This is a genomic window from Bacillus sp. XF8 (assembly GCF_017498755.1).
Classification (GTDB): Bacteria; Bacillota; Bacilli; order Bacillales; family Bacillaceae_G; genus Bacillus_A; species Bacillus_A bingmayongensis.
In genome coordinates, this window is record NZ_JAGDQK010000018.1 from 21,767 (window position 1) to 37,462 (window position 15,696).

At 36.9% G+C, this 15,696-nt stretch carries 13 protein-coding genes and 2 pseudogenes; 9 read left to right on the forward strand and 6 right to left on the reverse strand.

Going from position 1 to position 15,696, the window contains the following annotated elements:
* Positions 1 to 2 precede the first annotated feature (2 nt).
* The gene (locus tag J4P91_RS11285) at positions 3 to 416 is read left to right on the forward strand and encodes a DUF3021 domain-containing protein (protein ID WP_207994207.1); all 414 of its coding nucleotides are present in this window, start codon (positions 3 to 5) and stop codon (positions 414 to 416) included.
* A 116-nt stretch (positions 417 to 532) separates the two neighbouring features.
* Here J4P91_RS11285 and J4P91_RS11290 read toward each other — a convergent pair.
* Positions 533 to 706 (reverse strand): annotated as a pseudogene (locus J4P91_RS11290) (helix-turn-helix domain-containing protein); the annotation flags it as partial.
* A gap of 289 nt (positions 707 to 995) precedes the next feature.
* Here J4P91_RS11290 and J4P91_RS11295 point away from each other — a divergent pair.
* The 5 genes from J4P91_RS11295 (at position 996) to chbG (ending at position 5,213) form a co-directional block, all read left to right on the forward strand.
* On the forward strand, positions 996 to 1,298 hold the full coding sequence (locus J4P91_RS11295) for a PTS sugar transporter subunit IIB (RefSeq protein WP_042980912.1): 303 nt from the start codon (positions 996 to 998) through the stop codon (positions 1,296 to 1,298).
* Positions 1,299 to 1,314: 16 nt separating this feature from the next.
* Positions 1,315 to 2,622: a PTS cellobiose transporter subunit IIC gene (celB, locus tag J4P91_RS11300; RefSeq protein WP_017153440.1), complete on the forward strand. Its 1,308-nt coding sequence runs from the start codon at positions 1,315 to 1,317 to the stop codon at positions 2,620 to 2,622.
* A gap of 183 nt (positions 2,623 to 2,805) precedes the next feature.
* Entirely contained in the window at positions 2,806 to 3,129 is a 324-nt protein-coding gene (locus J4P91_RS11305; RefSeq protein WP_207994208.1) for a PTS lactose/cellobiose transporter subunit IIA, read from the forward strand.
* Positions 3,130 to 3,132: 3 nt separating this feature from the next.
* On the forward strand, positions 3,133 to 4,458 hold the full coding sequence (celF, locus tag J4P91_RS11310) for a 6-phospho-beta-glucosidase (protein ID WP_207994209.1): 1,326 nt from the start codon (positions 3,133 to 3,135) through the stop codon (positions 4,456 to 4,458).
* A 50-nt stretch (positions 4,459 to 4,508) separates the two neighbouring features.
* Positions 4,509 to 5,213 carry a chitin disaccharide deacetylase gene (chbG, locus tag J4P91_RS11315; RefSeq protein ID WP_207994210.1) on the forward strand — a complete coding sequence of 235 codons (705 nt, stop codon included), beginning with the start codon at positions 4,509 to 4,511 and terminating at the stop codon, positions 5,211 to 5,213.
* 339 nt (positions 5,214 to 5,552) lie between these two features.
* Here chbG and J4P91_RS11320 read toward each other — a convergent pair.
* Positions 5,553 to 5,705: pseudogene (locus tag J4P91_RS11320) on the reverse strand (chromate transporter); the annotation flags it as partial.
* Positions 5,706 to 5,835: 130 nt separating this feature from the next.
* Between J4P91_RS11320 and J4P91_RS11325 the strand changes: the two are divergent.
* The gene (locus tag J4P91_RS11325; RefSeq protein ID WP_207994211.1) at positions 5,836 to 6,261 is read left to right on the forward strand and encodes a CHRD domain-containing protein; all 426 of its coding nucleotides are present in this window, start codon (positions 5,836 to 5,838) and stop codon (positions 6,259 to 6,261) included.
* Between the two features lie 43 nt (positions 6,262 to 6,304).
* On the opposite strand, the gene J4P91_RS11330 is transcribed toward J4P91_RS11325, so the two are convergent.
* From J4P91_RS11330 to J4P91_RS11340, 3 genes are all read right to left on the reverse strand, one after another.
* On the reverse strand, positions 6,305 to 8,980 hold the full coding sequence (locus tag J4P91_RS11330) for a sigma-54-dependent transcriptional regulator (RefSeq protein WP_207994212.1): 2,676 nt from the start codon (positions 8,978 to 8,980) through the stop codon (positions 6,305 to 6,307).
* A 103-nt stretch (positions 8,981 to 9,083) separates the two neighbouring features.
* Positions 9,084 to 9,821: a polysaccharide deacetylase family protein gene (locus J4P91_RS11335; RefSeq protein ID WP_207994213.1), complete on the reverse strand. Its 738-nt coding sequence runs from the start codon at positions 9,819 to 9,821 to the stop codon at positions 9,084 to 9,086.
* Positions 9,822 to 10,014: 193 nt separating this feature from the next.
* Positions 10,015 to 11,088 (reverse strand): glycosyltransferase family 4 protein, encoded by a 1,074-nt coding sequence (locus J4P91_RS11340; protein WP_207994214.1) that lies wholly within the window; start codon positions 11,086 to 11,088, stop codon positions 10,015 to 10,017.
* A 679-nt stretch (positions 11,089 to 11,767) separates the two neighbouring features.
* Between J4P91_RS11340 and J4P91_RS11345 the strand changes: the two genes are divergently transcribed.
* The gene (locus J4P91_RS11345) at positions 11,768 to 13,093 is read left to right on the forward strand and encodes a UDP-glucose dehydrogenase family protein (RefSeq protein WP_207994215.1); all 1,326 of its coding nucleotides are present in this window, start codon (positions 11,768 to 11,770) and stop codon (positions 13,091 to 13,093) included.
* Positions 13,094 to 13,379: 286 nt separating this feature from the next.
* Entirely contained in the window at positions 13,380 to 14,498 is a 1,119-nt protein-coding gene (gene wecB / locus J4P91_RS11350; RefSeq protein WP_017153430.1) for a non-hydrolyzing UDP-N-acetylglucosamine 2-epimerase, read from the forward strand.
* Between the two features lie 62 nt (positions 14,499 to 14,560).
* Here the strand turns inward: wecB and J4P91_RS11355 are convergent, their stop codons facing one another.
* Complete coding sequence (locus J4P91_RS11355) at positions 14,561 to 15,673, reverse strand: LCP family protein (RefSeq protein WP_207994216.1); 1,113 nt, start codon at positions 15,671 to 15,673, stop codon at positions 14,561 to 14,563.
* Positions 15,674 to 15,696 lie beyond the last annotated feature (23 nt).

The window sequence follows — 15,696 nt, forward strand, 5'->3', positions numbered from 1 at the left end:
TGATGGTTACTTTGTTTGATAGAGTATGTGCTAAGGTTATTGCAGGAATGGCGATGGCGATGGTTTATAGCTTATTGTTTTTAGGAATTGGTTATGCAAATGGAATGGATGTATTAGAGACAAAGACATTGCTTGCACACCTTGTAACAGCAAATATTGTGGGGATGATTTTCTCATTTGCTTCCTTTGTGTTTGAGAGAGAAGAATGGAGCATTTTAACACAAACAATCGTTCACTTTATCATTTTACTAGGAACATTCTTACCGATTGCAATCTGGATTGGCTGGGTTCCAAATCGCCCTGTTCCGATTCTTATTTGCATGGGTAGCTTTATCGTTATTTACTTCATTATATGGTTTGCGATGACAATATATTGGAAGAAGAAAATTGAGGGACTGAATAATGGGTTGAAATGAATATTATAAAAGGCTGTTATTAGCGTTGCGGTTTGAAGTGAGTACTTTAGTCAAAAGCTACGGAGATCATGTTGTTTTGGATGAAATTCATTTTTCTATAAAAAGTTCAATCTAGTTCATAGTAAAAGCATAGCCATCCGTAGCGGCCTATTTTGCTGATGCGGATGGCTATGTTTTTGTTCTTCTACATATTCCAAAATATCGCCAGGCGGACACTCTAGGTTTTTACAGATTGCTTCTAATGTAGAAAAGCGAATGGTTTTATAATAAATTTTATTGTTTTTTAATAAAAAGTAAAATTTCTTTATAAAAATATTTTATTTTCTTGTTTCAAATACAACTAGACAACTAAACACTAATCTATTTTCATACAGATATGTGTTACAAGCGTGTTGTTTTATAACACACTATCTATATTTTGGGTAACACACAATTTGAAAGCGGCAACACACAATAAAAACACTTGAAAAAATGTTAATTTTAAAGGGATTTAAAAAGTTGGCACGGCAATTGCATTAATAAAAGGCGTAAAGAAAAATAAATAACAAAAATCGTTTACATGCATAGGGGGACTTATTAATGAATATTTTACTTTGTTGTTCAGCAGGAATGTCTACAAGTTTACTAGTTACAAAAATGGAAGCAGCTGCAAAAGCTCGGGGACTAGAAGGAAAGATTTGGGCTGTGTCTGGGGATGCAGTGAAAAACAACATAGATGAGGCAGACGTATTATTACTAGGACCACAAGTTCGTTATATGCTGTCTTCAATGAAAGCGCTTGCTGACGAGAAGAACGTTGGTATCGATGTTATTAATCCAATGCATTACGGCATGATGAATGGAGAGGCAGTTTTGGATCACGCATTAACACTTAAAAAATAATTAGGGGGGAAAGAGAATGCAAAAGTTTATTGCATTTATGGAGAAATATATTGTTCCAGTCGCTGGTAAAATCGGGTCACAACGTCATTTAGCTGCGATCCGTGATGGCTTTATTGCAGTTATGCCGCTTATTTTAGTTGGTGCCTTTGCATCACTGATTAATGGTTTTCCATCTGAAGCTTTCCAAAACTTCATGAAAGGTACATTCGGAGAAGTTTGGAAAGACGTCGGCGGTGGAATGTGGACAGGTTCTTTCGCAATTTTAGCATTAATCATCGCATTTACAACAAGTTATAATTTAGCAAAATCTTACGGTGTTGATGGATTGTCAGCAGGTATTATTTCATTTGGTGCGTTAATTATTCTTACACCAACAACACCGAAAGAGGGCGGATTGAACTTAGCTTGGACAGGAGCACAAGGCTTATTCGTAGCAATCATTGTGGCACTTCTTGTTACTGAAGCATTCCGTTTCTTTGTACAAAGAGAAATTACTTTCAAAATGCCAGACGGAGTACCACCAGCAGTTTTAAGATCATTTGCGGCATTAGTTCCAGCATTTGTTATTTTAACAGTAGTTGCAGGTATTCAATTAGCAGTGAAATTAGCAGGTACAAGCGTTCATGAATTTATCTTTAATACAATTCAATTACCACTACAAGGTTTAGCAGGTACATTACCAAGTGCGATTGTAATTGTCATTCTTGTTCATGTCCTTTGGTTCTTTGGTTTACACGGTCCAAACATTGTTGGTGGGATTATTGAGCCATTATACTTACCAGCATTAGAAAAAAATATCAAGATGTTCCAAGATGGTGTGTCTTCATTTGATGTGCCAAACATTATTACAAAACCATTCTTTGATACTTTCGTATATCTTGGTGGTTCTGGTGCAACATTAGCATTCTTAGTCGTTGTATTAATTGTAGCAAGAAGTGCTCAATTGCGCGGGGTATCCCGATTATCAATTGGACCTGGTGCATTTAACATTAACGAACCAGTAATCTTTGGTACACCGATTATTTTAAACCCAATTTTATTCGTTCCGTTTATTGTGGCACCAGTTGTACTAGTAATTACTTCTTATACAGCTATATCTCTTGGATTTGTGCCAAAAACAGTTGCGATGATTCCATGGGCAACACCACCAATCATTAGTGGTTACCTTGTAACAGGAGGACACATTTCTGGTGCAATTCTGCAGTTATTAAACTTTGTAATTGCAATGGTAATTTACTATCCATTCGTTGTGTTATGTGACCGTTCTATCGTTAAAACTGAAAAAGCAGCAGCACAAGGAAATAATCAATCTGTACCTATGTAATATATGATTGTTCTCACAGGTGAAACGAGCCCGTGAGAACAATCACTTTTATATCCTGTTCAGACAGATGGCATACATCTAGAAGAACACCAAAATGAGATTACTAAAACAATAGTTTAATAGACACGTTCAAACTGAAGGGGTATTTCAATCGGTTGAACTATATAGAGAGGGCGGTAAATTATGATGACTACAGTAGAACAAATCCCATTCCAATTAATTTTACACAGCGGTAACGCAAGAAGCTATGCGATGGAAGCACTGCAATATGCAAAACAGGGGAAATTAGGGGAAGCAGATGAAGCGATGGCAAAAGCGAAAGAAGCAATCAATGAAGCACATCATTTCCAAACAGAGCTCATACAATCAGAAGCAAGGGGAGAAAAAACAGAAATTAGTGTTCTTTTAATTCATGCACAAGATCATTTAATGAATTCAATGACTGTAAAAGAATTAGCAGCGGAATTTATTGATCTTTATAAAAAGCTTGATGCGAAAGGGGAATAAAGTATGAGCGGAATTAAAATTGCTACAATCGGCGGTGGATCTAGTTATACACCAGAGTTAATTGAAGGATTTATTAAACGTTATGATGAACTTCCAGTTCGTGAAATTTGGTTAGTAGATATTGAAGCGGGAAAAGAAAAGTTAGAAATCGTTGGTAACTTAGCAAAACGCATGGTGAAAAAAGCTGGTTTACCAATTGATATTCACCTAACACTTGATCGCCGCGCAGCATTAAAAGATGCTGACTTTGTAACAACACAGCTTCGCGTAGGTTTATTAGAGGCACGTGCAAAAGATGAAGCAATTCCATTAAAATATGATGTGATCGGTCAGGAAACGAATGGTCCTGGTGGTTTATTCAAGGCGCTGAGAACGATTCCTGTTATTTTGGATATTTGTAAAGATATGGAGGAACTTTGCCCGAACGCTTGGCTCATTAACTTTGCGAACCCTGCTGGTATGGTAACAGAGGCTGTGCTTCGTTATACAAGTATTCAAAAAGTAGTCGGATTATGTAATGTTCCGATTGGTATTCGTATGGGACTTGCAAAATTGCTTGAAGTAGATGCAAGCCGCGTACACGTTGACTTTGCTGGTTTAAATCACATGGTTTATGGATTAGATGTATATTTAGATGGAGTTAGTGTAATGGATCGTGTGCTAGATCTTGTAACAGATCCTGAAAAGCAAATTACGATGGAAAACATTGCAGCATTGAATTGGGAACCAGATTTCATTCGCGGGCTTCGTGCCATTCCATGTCCATATCATCGTTACTACTATAAAACACGTGAAATGTTAGAAGAAGAAAAACAAGCTTCTATTGAAAAAGGTACACGTGCAGAAGTTGTGAAAAAATTAGAAGAAGACTTATTTGAATTATATAAAGATCCGAATTTAAATATTAAGCCACCGCAATTAGAAAAACGAGGCGGAGCTTATTACAGTGATGCAGCATGTAGTTTAATTACATCTATTTATAATAACAAAGGTGATATTCAGCCTGTTAATACAAGAAATAACGGTACAATTGCAAGCTTGCCGCATGATTCAGCTGTTGAAGTAAATTGTGTAATTACAAAAGAAGGTCCAAAGCCGATTGTGGTGGGTGACTTACCAGTTCCTGTTCGCGGTTTAGTTCAGCAAATTAAATCATTCGAGCGCACATCAATTGAAGCTGCTGTTACAGGTGATTATCATAAAGCGCTGCTTGCTATGACAATTAATCCACTTGTACCATCAGATAAAGTAGCAAAACAAATTTTAGATGAAATGTTGGAAGCTCATAAAGAATATCTTCCGCAGTTCTTTAAAAAAGTAGAGAAATAAAAGCGGCGCTTATAAAGCCCGCTTTTTTTCATTCAACAGGAGGGGAAATCATGATTCGATTAATCGTAAATGCAGATGACTTTGGTCTTACAGAAGGTACGAACTACGGAATTATTGAAGGACATGTAAAGGGGATTGTGAATTCTACGACAATGATGATGAACATGCCAGGGACAGAGCATGCTGTCCTTTTAGCGAAAGAATATAAGTCATTAGGAGTAGGGGTGCATCTCGTTTTAACTGCGGGAAAACCGCTTCTTACAGATGTTCCGTCTCTTGTAAGTAAAGATGGTTTCTTTCATAAGCAAAGTACTGTAAGAGAAGGAAATATAAATCCTACAGATGTTGAAAGAGAGTGGACTGCTCAAATTGAAAAGTTTTTATCTTCTGGATTAACACCAACGCATTTAGATAGTCATCATCATGTGCATAGCTTGCCAATTTTACACGATGTCCTTGAAAGATTAGCAGAAAAATATAATGTGCCAATTCGTCGCTGCGAGCAAGAGAGGGCAGTGCGTCCGTTTTCTGATGTGTTTTATAGTGACTTCTATAGCGATGGTGTGCAGGAGGATTACTTTGTTAAATTAAAAGAGCGTGTGCAGGACGGAAAAACAGTAGAGGTTATGGCGCACCCTGCTTACATTGATCCAGAGCTTGTGAAGCGTTCTTCCTATGTAATGGACCGCGTGAAGGAACTGCGAATTTTAACGGAAAGTGATTTGCCAGAAGGTATGGAGCTTGTGAAATTTTAAAAAGCATAAAACCTTTCTCTTTAGGTGGGAGAGAGCATTCGATCATGCATAGAAGCGGTCAGATCCTTTTCCTGCCCCATACCAAGTGAAAACAGAAGGATAAAACGAGTGTAAGTCACTTTTTGTTTTTTATAGATGCGACTTATACGCTTGAAAATCAAAATGAATTTATATAGTAAAAAACGGTTTATCAAGGGGGTTCACCACCTACTGTATACAGGCGATGAACTCCTTTTTATTTTCTGCATATAGATAAAATACACGTTATTTTTTCAAAGTAATCACTTTTTCAGTGCCCTCTGTTAAGTGCGTCTTTTTGTATGGCTAGATAATGGAAAGGATATAACCACTTAAAGCACCAAGGAATCCTCCACGCGATAAACCGATATCAATTCCAACTTGGTTGCTTGCAGGACCGGGAAGAAATTGACAGAGTACTACTAAATCCCCATAGCTTCGCTCATCCATCCATTTTCGTTTTTGTAAATATTTGCGAAGAGGAATAAGCCCTCTATAACAGTCGCTTCTGAAAGAGTCATAATTAATGGTGTCCCAGCAATAAATTAGTTAAAGAGATACCAGCTATTCAAATTGAAATTTATATAAGGAGAATGTTGCTAGTATGACAAAACATTTCGTTGCTAAGCTAAAAGGAGGTAATGAATTACCTCCTGTAAAAACAAAGGCTTATGGGGTAGCAGAACTTATTTTTAATAGAGATTTTACAAAACTACATTATAGGATCATAGTGAAAAATATTGAGAAAGTAACATCTTGCCAAATTCATTTAGGGAAAGGGAATCAGAGCGGGCCAGTGGTTTTGTTTTTATATGGACCTGTGAAGCATGGAATTAGCGTGAATGAAGGGACGGTAACGGGTGTGGTGTCTGCTGAAGATTTAGAAGGACCGTTGCAAGGAAAGATGTTTGAGGATCTTGTGCAGGCAATTGACGAAGTGAATGCATATGTAAATGTTCATACAAGGTCATATACAAGGGGAGAAATTCGTGGGGAGGTAAAGGAGTATAGTCGATCGATGAGTCGGTAAATAAACATGCCCGTGAATATTAACATTCACGGGCATGTTTATTTTACTCTTTTTTTTCTGGTTGATTCTTTATGAAGAAGTCCATTACATAAAAAACTTCATCACCTGGAATCTGCACGTCAAACGTGTTTTCAATTGGTTGCAATGATTTTTTTACTTTCATGTACATCCAATATTCATCTTGTCTACGTGCTTCTTTGTCAGGATAAGGGAGGAGCTTTTCTCCCTTTTGAAGCCGGTCAATCATACAGCTCATATGCAAAATAACTCCCATTAAACTATCAGGGTTTAACTGTAAGGAGATAAGCTCTTGGATTGTATTAAGCGCGTACCGTATTGTTTTAATCATGAGTGCTCCATCATTGCGCTGCATTTGTTGCCCGAGAATATCAGCCATTTTTGCATATGTTTCTTCATACGTAATTAATTCTTGGATTGGCTGAATGGCTTTATAGTTTACAATGTCTTGGAAATGATACGTTAAACATGGTACTTGTACATCAAAGTTTGTGACAATACAAATCATATTGCGTTCTTTCTTTATGTTTTCAATCATTTTTGTTAAATCTTTTTCATGAACGATACTAATTGGAATAATTTCTATTAAATCTTTATCGAATCGCAAATAGTTTTCAAGCATTTTTTGAATAGCTAGCGCGCTTCCTTCTCCTGTTAAACAAGCTGTTAAAATGACTGATTTCATTGGAGCGAGCGGCTTTTTCTTTTCTTCTTGTACGTTCAGGTAAAACGGTGTTAAGTTTTTCACCGTTTCATATAACGCATCTAATGAGTACCCGAGCTGAGCTTTTCTTGCTGCTTCTAGTACGTGCGGCGTACTTGTCATAGAGAGAACGCGTACAGGAATATGAAATTCTGTCTCTAGTATATCCCCGATATAAGCAAGTGAACCCATATCAACGAGTAAGAGAAGACCATTTATATGTCCTAGCGTTTTCATGTACATTTTTACTCGTTCTAAGAAATCTTTCGGTGATTCATGAAGCGGCATATCAATTCCTGTTACTTCATCAATACCGAGCAATTCATTGGCGACATTTGCCATTTCTGTTGCGATACCATTGCCGTGAGCTAAAATTAATACTTTTACTTCTGTTTGGGAAGCAGGAATGGGATCAACGACGAAAAACATCGTTAAAAATCCAGCTTCATCAATTGGCATTGTGATTTGCAGTTCTTCTTCCAAAAGTTGAATACACTGCATAGCAACCGAGAAGGCTTCTTTATATTTCGTGCGAATTTGGTTCAACTGTGGGTGATGAATTTGTTTCCCACTTTGTAGTCGTTGTAAAGTTGTCTGTACATGTAAACTTAAAGCGAGAAAAACTTTTTCATCGAATGTCTTAGCTAAATGTTTTTCGGCTAGTTCAGCGATTTTTTCGCACACGGAAACAATATTACGATCGACAATTTTAAAGACATTTTCATGATTTGTCTTTTTTGACATTTGATTAAAATAATGAACGAAAAAGCTTTGGATATCATTGTCTATTAATAACTCTAATTCTTCTTCTTCAATCCCGCGTGCTTGTAGTTCTTCATATTTATGATCAATGTAATCATAAATGGAAGAACGTGTATCTTCTGTTTTATGTCTACTCCATCCTTCGTCACTCGTAAATACAAATGTTTCGTTTGGCACTTGATACAGATGGCGGCTTTTTCTTTCGATAAATAAGCCTTCCTTCATGTACCATGGCAAATCAGTGCTAGAAACGCGGACATAGTCTCTTTTCTTTGTTACGAAGTCAGAATAGGCTTTCGCACAGGCAATTTGTACATCTGTTTTTAATTGTCCAATGTTATTTGGACATTGATAAAAGACGAATGCGCGCATTGTATTCGGACTGACATGAATGTCTTTTCGCAGACGAATCGCTTCATTTGTAAAAAAGAGTTGCAGCAAGGCGAAGCGTTCCTGATGCGTTCTCTCACGAAGTGGTGGAAGCGTTACGGTCATCGGAATTCGTCTTGTAAATGTTTTGAGTAAAAAAGAGTTTGGTTCTTCTGTTGTTGCAGTAATAATTAATACTTGTGCTCGGCGCTCGTTCTCTGTCTCTCCAAGGCGACGATATACACCGCGATCAATAAATGTGAATAGCATTTCTTGACCTTCTGGAGGAAGGCGGTGCACTTCATCCAGAAAGAGAATTCCTTCATGGGCTTTTTCGATTAATCCTTTTTGGTCACTCGCACCAGTGTAAGCACCCTTTTTGATCCCGAAAAGTTGTCCAAGCAGAAGCTGTGGATTATTTGCGTAATCTGCGCAGTTAAAAACGATAAACGGTGCATCTTTTGGGAGTTGATTGACTTCAATCGCGTATTCGTGCATTAAAGAGGCAAACATAGATTTCCCGACACCTGTTTCTCCAAGTAGTAATGTATGCATACCATTTGGAGGATAGAGTACAGCAGCCTTTGCTTTTTCAATCGCAATTTTGAGGCTTGTGTTTTCTCTCGCAAAGACATCGAGTGAAGTGCTATTTTGTGAATGCGTTTCCATAGGAGGATTAGCTCCTAAATAGAAACGGACAGGTCGTGTTCCTGTTTTAGATAAACGACCATCTTTCACAAGTTTATTTAAATCGCTGCTTACATTTGCACGATCTAGCTGTAGAAGTGTAGCGAGTTCAGATGCTGTTACACCTTCTGAGTAATTTCCCTTTTGCATTGCATTATAAATGAGGTCCATTCGTTTCATTTTTCTTCACCTCGAAACTTCATCACTATTTAAAATTTTACACAAAAATGGGAAGTGTGGGAAGAGAAAAAGAATAAACAGCCCCAGTATTATACTAAAGCTGTTACAATCTTGTGTCCTTCCAGAAGTTTACTTCTAAATGGGAGGAAGGATTATAAGGAAGAAGTGTGTATCCTTTTTCCTTCAGGTAGTCAATTACCTTTGGAAGAATTTTCACTGTGACGCTAGACTCATGCATTAAAATAACTTCAACTTGTTCGTCGCTTTGGTTCATAACTCGCTCTAGTATAGCAGAAGGATTATGATAACTTTTCCAGTCATATGTATCGATTGTCCAATCCCACATTTTGTACCGAGCAGAAACAAGTGCATCACGATAATTCTTTTTTAAATAAGGCATACTACCATATGGAACGCGAACTAGGTGTGTATTCAAATTTGTTGTACGGAGGACAATTGAACGGGTTTGTTCCATTTCGGTAATTAAAGCGGAGGGATCACCAGTATATAGACGTTTCACGTCATGAGACATACTATGCAGCCCAATATAATGGCCCTCTCTAATTAAACGTTTCATTGTTTGTGGGTAATGTGAAGCTTTGCCACCAATTACAAAGAAGGTTGCCTTTCCTTGTTTTTGTTTTAAAATGTTTAAAATTTGTGATGTGTATTTGTTTGGTCCATCATCAAATGTTAAGTATGCAATTTTTTGCGGAAGAGCCGCGTCTTGAATCATAGAGTCATGTATAAGTGGGGAGTTAGCGGCTGCTTCAGTATAAGATATCGAACATGTAGTAATACTCAAGCATATAATAATACATTGAAACATTTGCTTTATCATAATACTCACCCTCAGTCTAACAGTCATGAAGAAGGAATTAAGATCGTTTTCTCCTTATCCTCTTTAATATTTATATCTTTCTCCAATAGAAGAACTCTCAAACAAACTATATTCTGGAAATAAAAAATAGCACCCTTTCTAAAAAGAAAGAGTGCTATTTGAATATTTTTTGCTAGTGAAGGCTATACTACAGTTATTCTTCGCGTTTTTTCACTTTTTTATAGAAGGAAATAATTGGTTTGTAACGTTCGTGCACAAGACCAATTACTTCTGCTACGATTTCAGTAAAGAAAATTAAAGCAAACAGAAGGATAATGGATAACCACAATGTTGCACTAGAGAAAATAATTGCATTTACGCTAAAGAAAATACCAAATGCGTAAATGATAAGTACCGTCGTGCGATGAGAGAAGCCCATTGCTAATAGACGATGATGTAAGTGAGATTTATCTGGTGCAGAAATTGGTTTTTTATTCACGATTCGTCTGATAATCGCAAATGTTGTATCGAAGACCGGTACACCTAAAATGATAATTGGAACAATAAAGCTGAATAACGTTACGCTTTTGTATAATCCAAGTAACGATATAACAGAAATACAATATCCTAAGAATAATGCTCCTGTATCACCCATGAAAATTTTGGCTGGATGGAAGTTATAGAATAAAAATCCAAGTGTACTTGCAAGTGCAATTAGAGCAAGCGGTAGAATAATGACAGCACCAGTACCAATCGGACTAGTAAAGGCCATATATGCTAACGTTGCAAGGACAATGGATGAAATTCCTGCAGAAAGTCCATCTAATCCATCAATTAAGTTAATCGCATTTGTAATACCTACAATCCAGAATATTGTAATTGGATATGCAAGCATTCCCAGTTCAGTATCTCCTAAGAATGGAATATACAGCACTTGTACTAATAATTGACTCTTTGCGATGAGTGCAGCAACTACTAGTTGTCCACCGAATTTTACTCTTGCTGATAATTCATACATGTCATCTAAAATACCGATAATGACAATGATGACAGCACCTAAACTAATTGATAGCATCCTTTGTTCATATAATCCACTAACAAAGAATCCAACAGCTACACCAATAAAAATTGCCAGTCCACCTAGACGAGGCATGATTTTTTGGTGTACTTTACGTGCGTTTGGCTTATCAGTCGCTCCGATCTTAAATGCTAATTTGATGACGAAAGGAGTAACGACTAATACGGTAATGAAAGATGCCAAAACGGCATAAATCACTTGTGAGTCCATTAATACCCCACCTTTTATATTTTAACGTAGTTTTTAAAGAGTTTATCTGAAAATTATGATGTTTGTTTACAGGCTCATAACATATGGTATCACAAAAAGATTAGAATTCAATCTTTTTTTCTATTCACTGTAATTGGAAAGAGATAAAATATATGACAAATCTATAATAAATACGATGTCGTACAAGAAGGTTATAATATATCTTATCATTAACTTGTATCGCATAGTTCTTAAACTGTGGTACAAATTTATGACATTTACATATAAGTCTTTTCCTAGTAGGGATGGTAGGATGTGACCGATTTTCTTTACTATAAGTGTTGCACGTTAAAATACGTACGTTTCGCGTTAAAATATGGAAACATGAAATGCGCCAGTAATAAAGCGGTTTGTAAAGAAAAATGTTCAAATGAAGAGCGTTATTTTACAAAATCTTAAAAAAAGAGAGAGCAGACGTCTCATATAATAGGGAGTAAGAGCTCAAATGATATCTCATTTAGCAAATTCATGTTTTAATATGGAAAAAAGAGTACGTGAAAGACATTGCCTTATATTCATTTTTAGTATGAAAGGGGGAAGCACAGGAGGGTTTTCAATTACAAAAGATGTACATTTCTTGTCTTTCTACTTTCATACAATATTCTTATAAAAATTTAAAGTATCCTGTGCGGAAAATCTAATGAAAATTACGGTGATAGGTACTGGATATGTTGGCTTAATTACTGGGGTGGGATTAGCGACATTAGGTCATTATGTTACTTGTTTTGATATAGATCAAGAGAAAATTGCGCGAATGAAGCAAGGGGAAATGCCGATTTATGAACCTGGTCTAGGGCAATTAGTAGATGCAGCAATCCAAGAAAGGCTGCTAGCATTTACATCAAGTCAAACAGAGGCATTTAAACATGTAGATTTCATATTTGTTGCGGTAGGAACACCATCTTTACCGGATGGAACGGCAGATTTAACATATATTCGCAATACTTGTTATGACATTGGTATATATACAAATTCAGATGTAATTGTGATTACAAAAAGTACGGTTCCTGTAGGCACGAACGATCAAATGAAAGAATGGATTCAGGAGAAGCTGCAAGGGCGACATATTATACATATGGTAGCCAATCCAGAATTTTTACGGGAAGGTTCTGGTATACATGATTTTTTCCATGGTGATCGCATCGTTATAGGAGCGGAGACAGAAGAAATTGCACAAAAGGTAGAGAAGTTATACAGTAAGTTGCTAATTGAGACGTTTGTTACAGACATCCGCAGTGCTGAAATGATTAAATATGCTTCAAATGCTTTTTTAGCTACGAAAATTAGTTTCATAAATGAAATTTCTAACATATGTGAGAAAGTGGGCGCAGATGTGTTAGAAGTAGCAAGTGGCATGGGAATGGATCGGCGAATCGGTTCTCACTTCTTACAGGCGGGTATTGGTTATGAAGGATCATGCTTCCCAAAAGATACAAATGCTCTCGTCCAAATTGCAGGTAATGTTGCACATGATTTTAGGTTGTTAAAAGCAGTAATTGAAGTAAATAACAAACAACAAATGTTGCTTCTTCGGAAAGCGAGAAGCGTAATGGATATGAGAGATAAGCAGGTTGCGGTGTTAGGAACGGCCTTTAAGCCAAATACAGATGATATTAGGGAAGCTCCGTCTCTTCCTATTATAAAAGAGTTAGTAGAGATGGGGGCAAATGTAATTGCATATGATCCACAGGCTATTTTGCATGTGCAGCAGTTGTTTAGAGATGACATAAAATATACAACGAATTTAGACGAGGCAGTCACGGGGGCAGAAGCAGTTTTTATTGTAACCGACTGGGAATGTATACGAACGTATCCATTAGACAGGTATGTGAAACTTATGCGTGAACCTATTTTATTTGATGGGAGAAATTGTTATACTGGGAAGGATGTTGAGAAACACAGAATGGATTACTATTCTGTTGGGAGAAAAAGCGTTCGTAATAGGAAATGTTCTACCGTTTATTAAGAAAGCTTTCTTTTGTCCTTTTGTATTCTCATATATAATGGTGAGTGCAACAATACTATATAAATCTATGTTGATTTGCTTGCATATAAATCGTGGTTATGAAAACAAAAAGAAATCTCCACTCGTTTTCTCCTTTTGTTTTCACTTGGCATGGAGCTAAAAAAGGGTCTGACCGCTTCTATGCATGGCTGGACGATCTTTCCCACCTAAAAAGGGTTTATGTCGATTTTTCAACTTGTATTTATATAGCAGATATTGTAACTAGTGAAAGAAAAGAGGCAGTGAAATGACTGAACGTTTAAAAGTAATGACGATTTTTGGAACACGTCCAGAAGCGATTAAAATGGCACCTCTTGTGTTAGAGTTGCAAAAACATCCTGAGCAAATTGAATCAATTGTGACAGTGACAGCGCAGCATCGTCAAATGCTAGATCAAGTATTGGATATCTTTGGTATTACGCCAGATTTTGATTTGAATATCATGAAAGACCGTCAAACATTAATTGATATTACAACACGTGGTTTAGAGGGTTTAGATAAAGTAATGAAGGAAGCAAAGCCACATATCGTTCTTGTACATGGTGATACAACAACTACTTTTATTGCGAGCCTTGCTGCTTTCTATAATCAAATTCCAATCGGTCATGTTGAAGCTGGACTTCGTACATGGGATAAATATTCTCCATATCCGGAGGAAATGAACCGTCAATTAACAGGTGTAATGGCAGATCTTCATTTCTCTCCTACAGCAAAATCAGCAACGAACTTGCAACAAGAAAATAAAGATGAATCTCGTATTTTCGTAACAGGAAACACAGCAATTGATGCCCTGAAAACGACAGTAAAAGAAGAGTATAGTCATCCAGTACTAGAGAAGCTTGGAAATGACCGACTTGTACTTATGACAGCACATCGCCGTGAAAATTTAGGTGAACCAATGCGCAATATGTTCCGTGCAATTAAACGCCTTGTTGAAAAGTACGAAGATGTACAAGTTGTATATCCAGTTCACATGAATCCTGTTGTACGTGAAACAGCTAACGATATTTTGGGAGATCATAACCGCATTCATTTAATTGAACCGCTAGATGTAATTGATTTCCATAATGTCGCAGCACGTTCATACTTAATGCTAACAGATTCTGGTGGTGTACAAGAGGAAGCGCCTTCTCTTGGTGTACCGGTTCTTGTTCTTCGTGATACGACAGAGCGTCCAGAAGGTATTGAAGCAGGTACGTTAAAATTAGCAGGTACAGACGAAGAAACAATCTTTACACTTGCAGATGAATTGTTATCTAACAAAGAAGCGCATGACAAAATGGCGCAAGCATCTAATCCTTACGGTGACGGTCTTGCTTCAGAGCGTATTGTAGAAGCAATTTTACAATATTTTAATAAAAAGTAAGTAAAAAAGAGCCGCTCCTCATATCTGTTGAATAGAGGGAGTGGCTCTTTTCTTTTCAGTCTTTAATTTTGCTGATGATTTCGCATTAACCATTCCGCGTTCGCGTCCGTAGACGGAAGTTCCTCTTCTTTATTCTTAGAGGATGAATTTGTTGAATTCGTATCAGAATTAGAATTTGTATCTGTATTGGTTGTAGAATCCGTGTTTGTTGTTTCTTGTCCTAAGTTTTTCAAAATTTCATTACGAACAGTTTGGACGTTCACTTCATCTGGAATAAAGTAATAAATACCGTTTAGTTTTTTATCTTCACCTTCTAATTTAAGCGTTTGTATGTTAGAAGGGTCGAATCCAGATAACTTATTATATAAGGCAAGCCCATCAGAGACAGGTATATCAGTTTTTACATATTTTCCAACGACCTCTGCTAAGTCTTTAATCTTAAAGACTGTGGAAGTGGAATTTAGTTTGTGGGCGACTGCAGCAAGTACTTGTCGTTGTCTTGTAGCGCGGCCGTAATCTCCATTTGGATCTTGTTTTCGCATACGAACATAAGCTAGTGCTTCTTCACCATTTAATTCTTGTCTTCCTTGTTTAAATTGAATCAGCTTGTAGTAATCTATATCAGATCGTTCCTCGAAATCGAAAGGAACATCAACTGTAATGCCACCAACGGCATCAACAATGCCTTTAAAGCCCTTGAAATCAATTTTAATATAATGGTCAACAGGAACGTGTAAAAAACTCTCGACTGTTTCTAATGCCATTTTTTCTCCGCCATAAGCATGTGCTGCGTTAATCTTGTCTTTTTTATTTTTTCCAGCAATCGTAACACGTGAATCACGTGGAATACTCATGAGTGAAACATTTTTTGTTTTTGGGTTAATTGTTGCGAACATAAGTGAATCTGTTCGTCCATTTTGTCCATCGGTTGCATAATCTTCAATTCCCATAATAAGGACGCTGAAAGGTTCTTTTGTAATTTCTACATCTTCCGTGCGTAAATTTGATTTATCACGAGTAAAGCCACTATACATCTCCATGAGAGAAGAGTAGGAGGTAAACATGAAGAGTCCTACGCTACTGATTAGGCCTATAACAATGAGATAGACGAAAAATCTACGTCGACGCTTCTTTTTAATTCTTCTCTTCTGGAGATGATGATAACGCTCTTCCATACATAATCTCCTTTTAAATTATA

Bases quoted from the DNA above. Each gene is read 5' to 3' on its own strand.
- J4P91_RS11285 (WP_207994207.1), top strand. From the start codon at position 3: ATGGTTACTTTGTTTGATAGAGTATGTGCTAAGGTTATTGCAGGAATG.
- J4P91_RS11295 (WP_042980912.1), top strand. From the start codon at position 996: ATGAATATTTTACTTTGTTGTTCAGCAGGAATGTCTACAAGTTTACTA.
- celB (WP_017153440.1), top strand. From the start codon at position 1,315: ATGCAAAAGTTTATTGCATTTATGGAGAAATATATTGTTCCAGTCGCT.
- J4P91_RS11305 (WP_207994208.1), top strand. From the start codon at position 2,806: ATGATGACTACAGTAGAACAAATCCCATTCCAATTAATTTTACACAGC.
- celF (WP_207994209.1), top strand. From the start codon at position 3,133: ATGAGCGGAATTAAAATTGCTACAATCGGCGGTGGATCTAGTTATACA.
- chbG (WP_207994210.1), top strand. From the start codon at position 4,509: ATGATTCGATTAATCGTAAATGCAGATGACTTTGGTCTTACAGAAGGT.
- J4P91_RS11325 (WP_207994211.1), top strand. From the start codon at position 5,836: ATGACAAAACATTTCGTTGCTAAGCTAAAAGGAGGTAATGAATTACCT.
- J4P91_RS11330 (WP_207994212.1), bottom strand. From the start codon at position 8,980: ATGAAACGAATGGACCTCATTTATAATGCAATGCAAAAGGGAAATTAC.
- J4P91_RS11335 (WP_207994213.1), bottom strand. From the start codon at position 9,821: ATGATAAAGCAAATGTTTCAATGTATTATTATATGCTTGAGTATTACT.
- J4P91_RS11340 (WP_207994214.1), bottom strand. From the start codon at position 11,088: ATGGACTCACAAGTGATTTATGCCGTTTTGGCATCTTTCATTACCGTA.
- J4P91_RS11345 (WP_207994215.1), top strand. From the start codon at position 11,768: ATGAAAATTACGGTGATAGGTACTGGATATGTTGGCTTAATTACTGGG.
- wecB (WP_017153430.1), top strand. From the start codon at position 13,380: ATGACTGAACGTTTAAAAGTAATGACGATTTTTGGAACACGTCCAGAA.
- J4P91_RS11355 (WP_207994216.1), bottom strand. From the start codon at position 15,673: ATGGAAGAGCGTTATCATCATCTCCAGAAGAGAAGAATTAAAAAGAAG.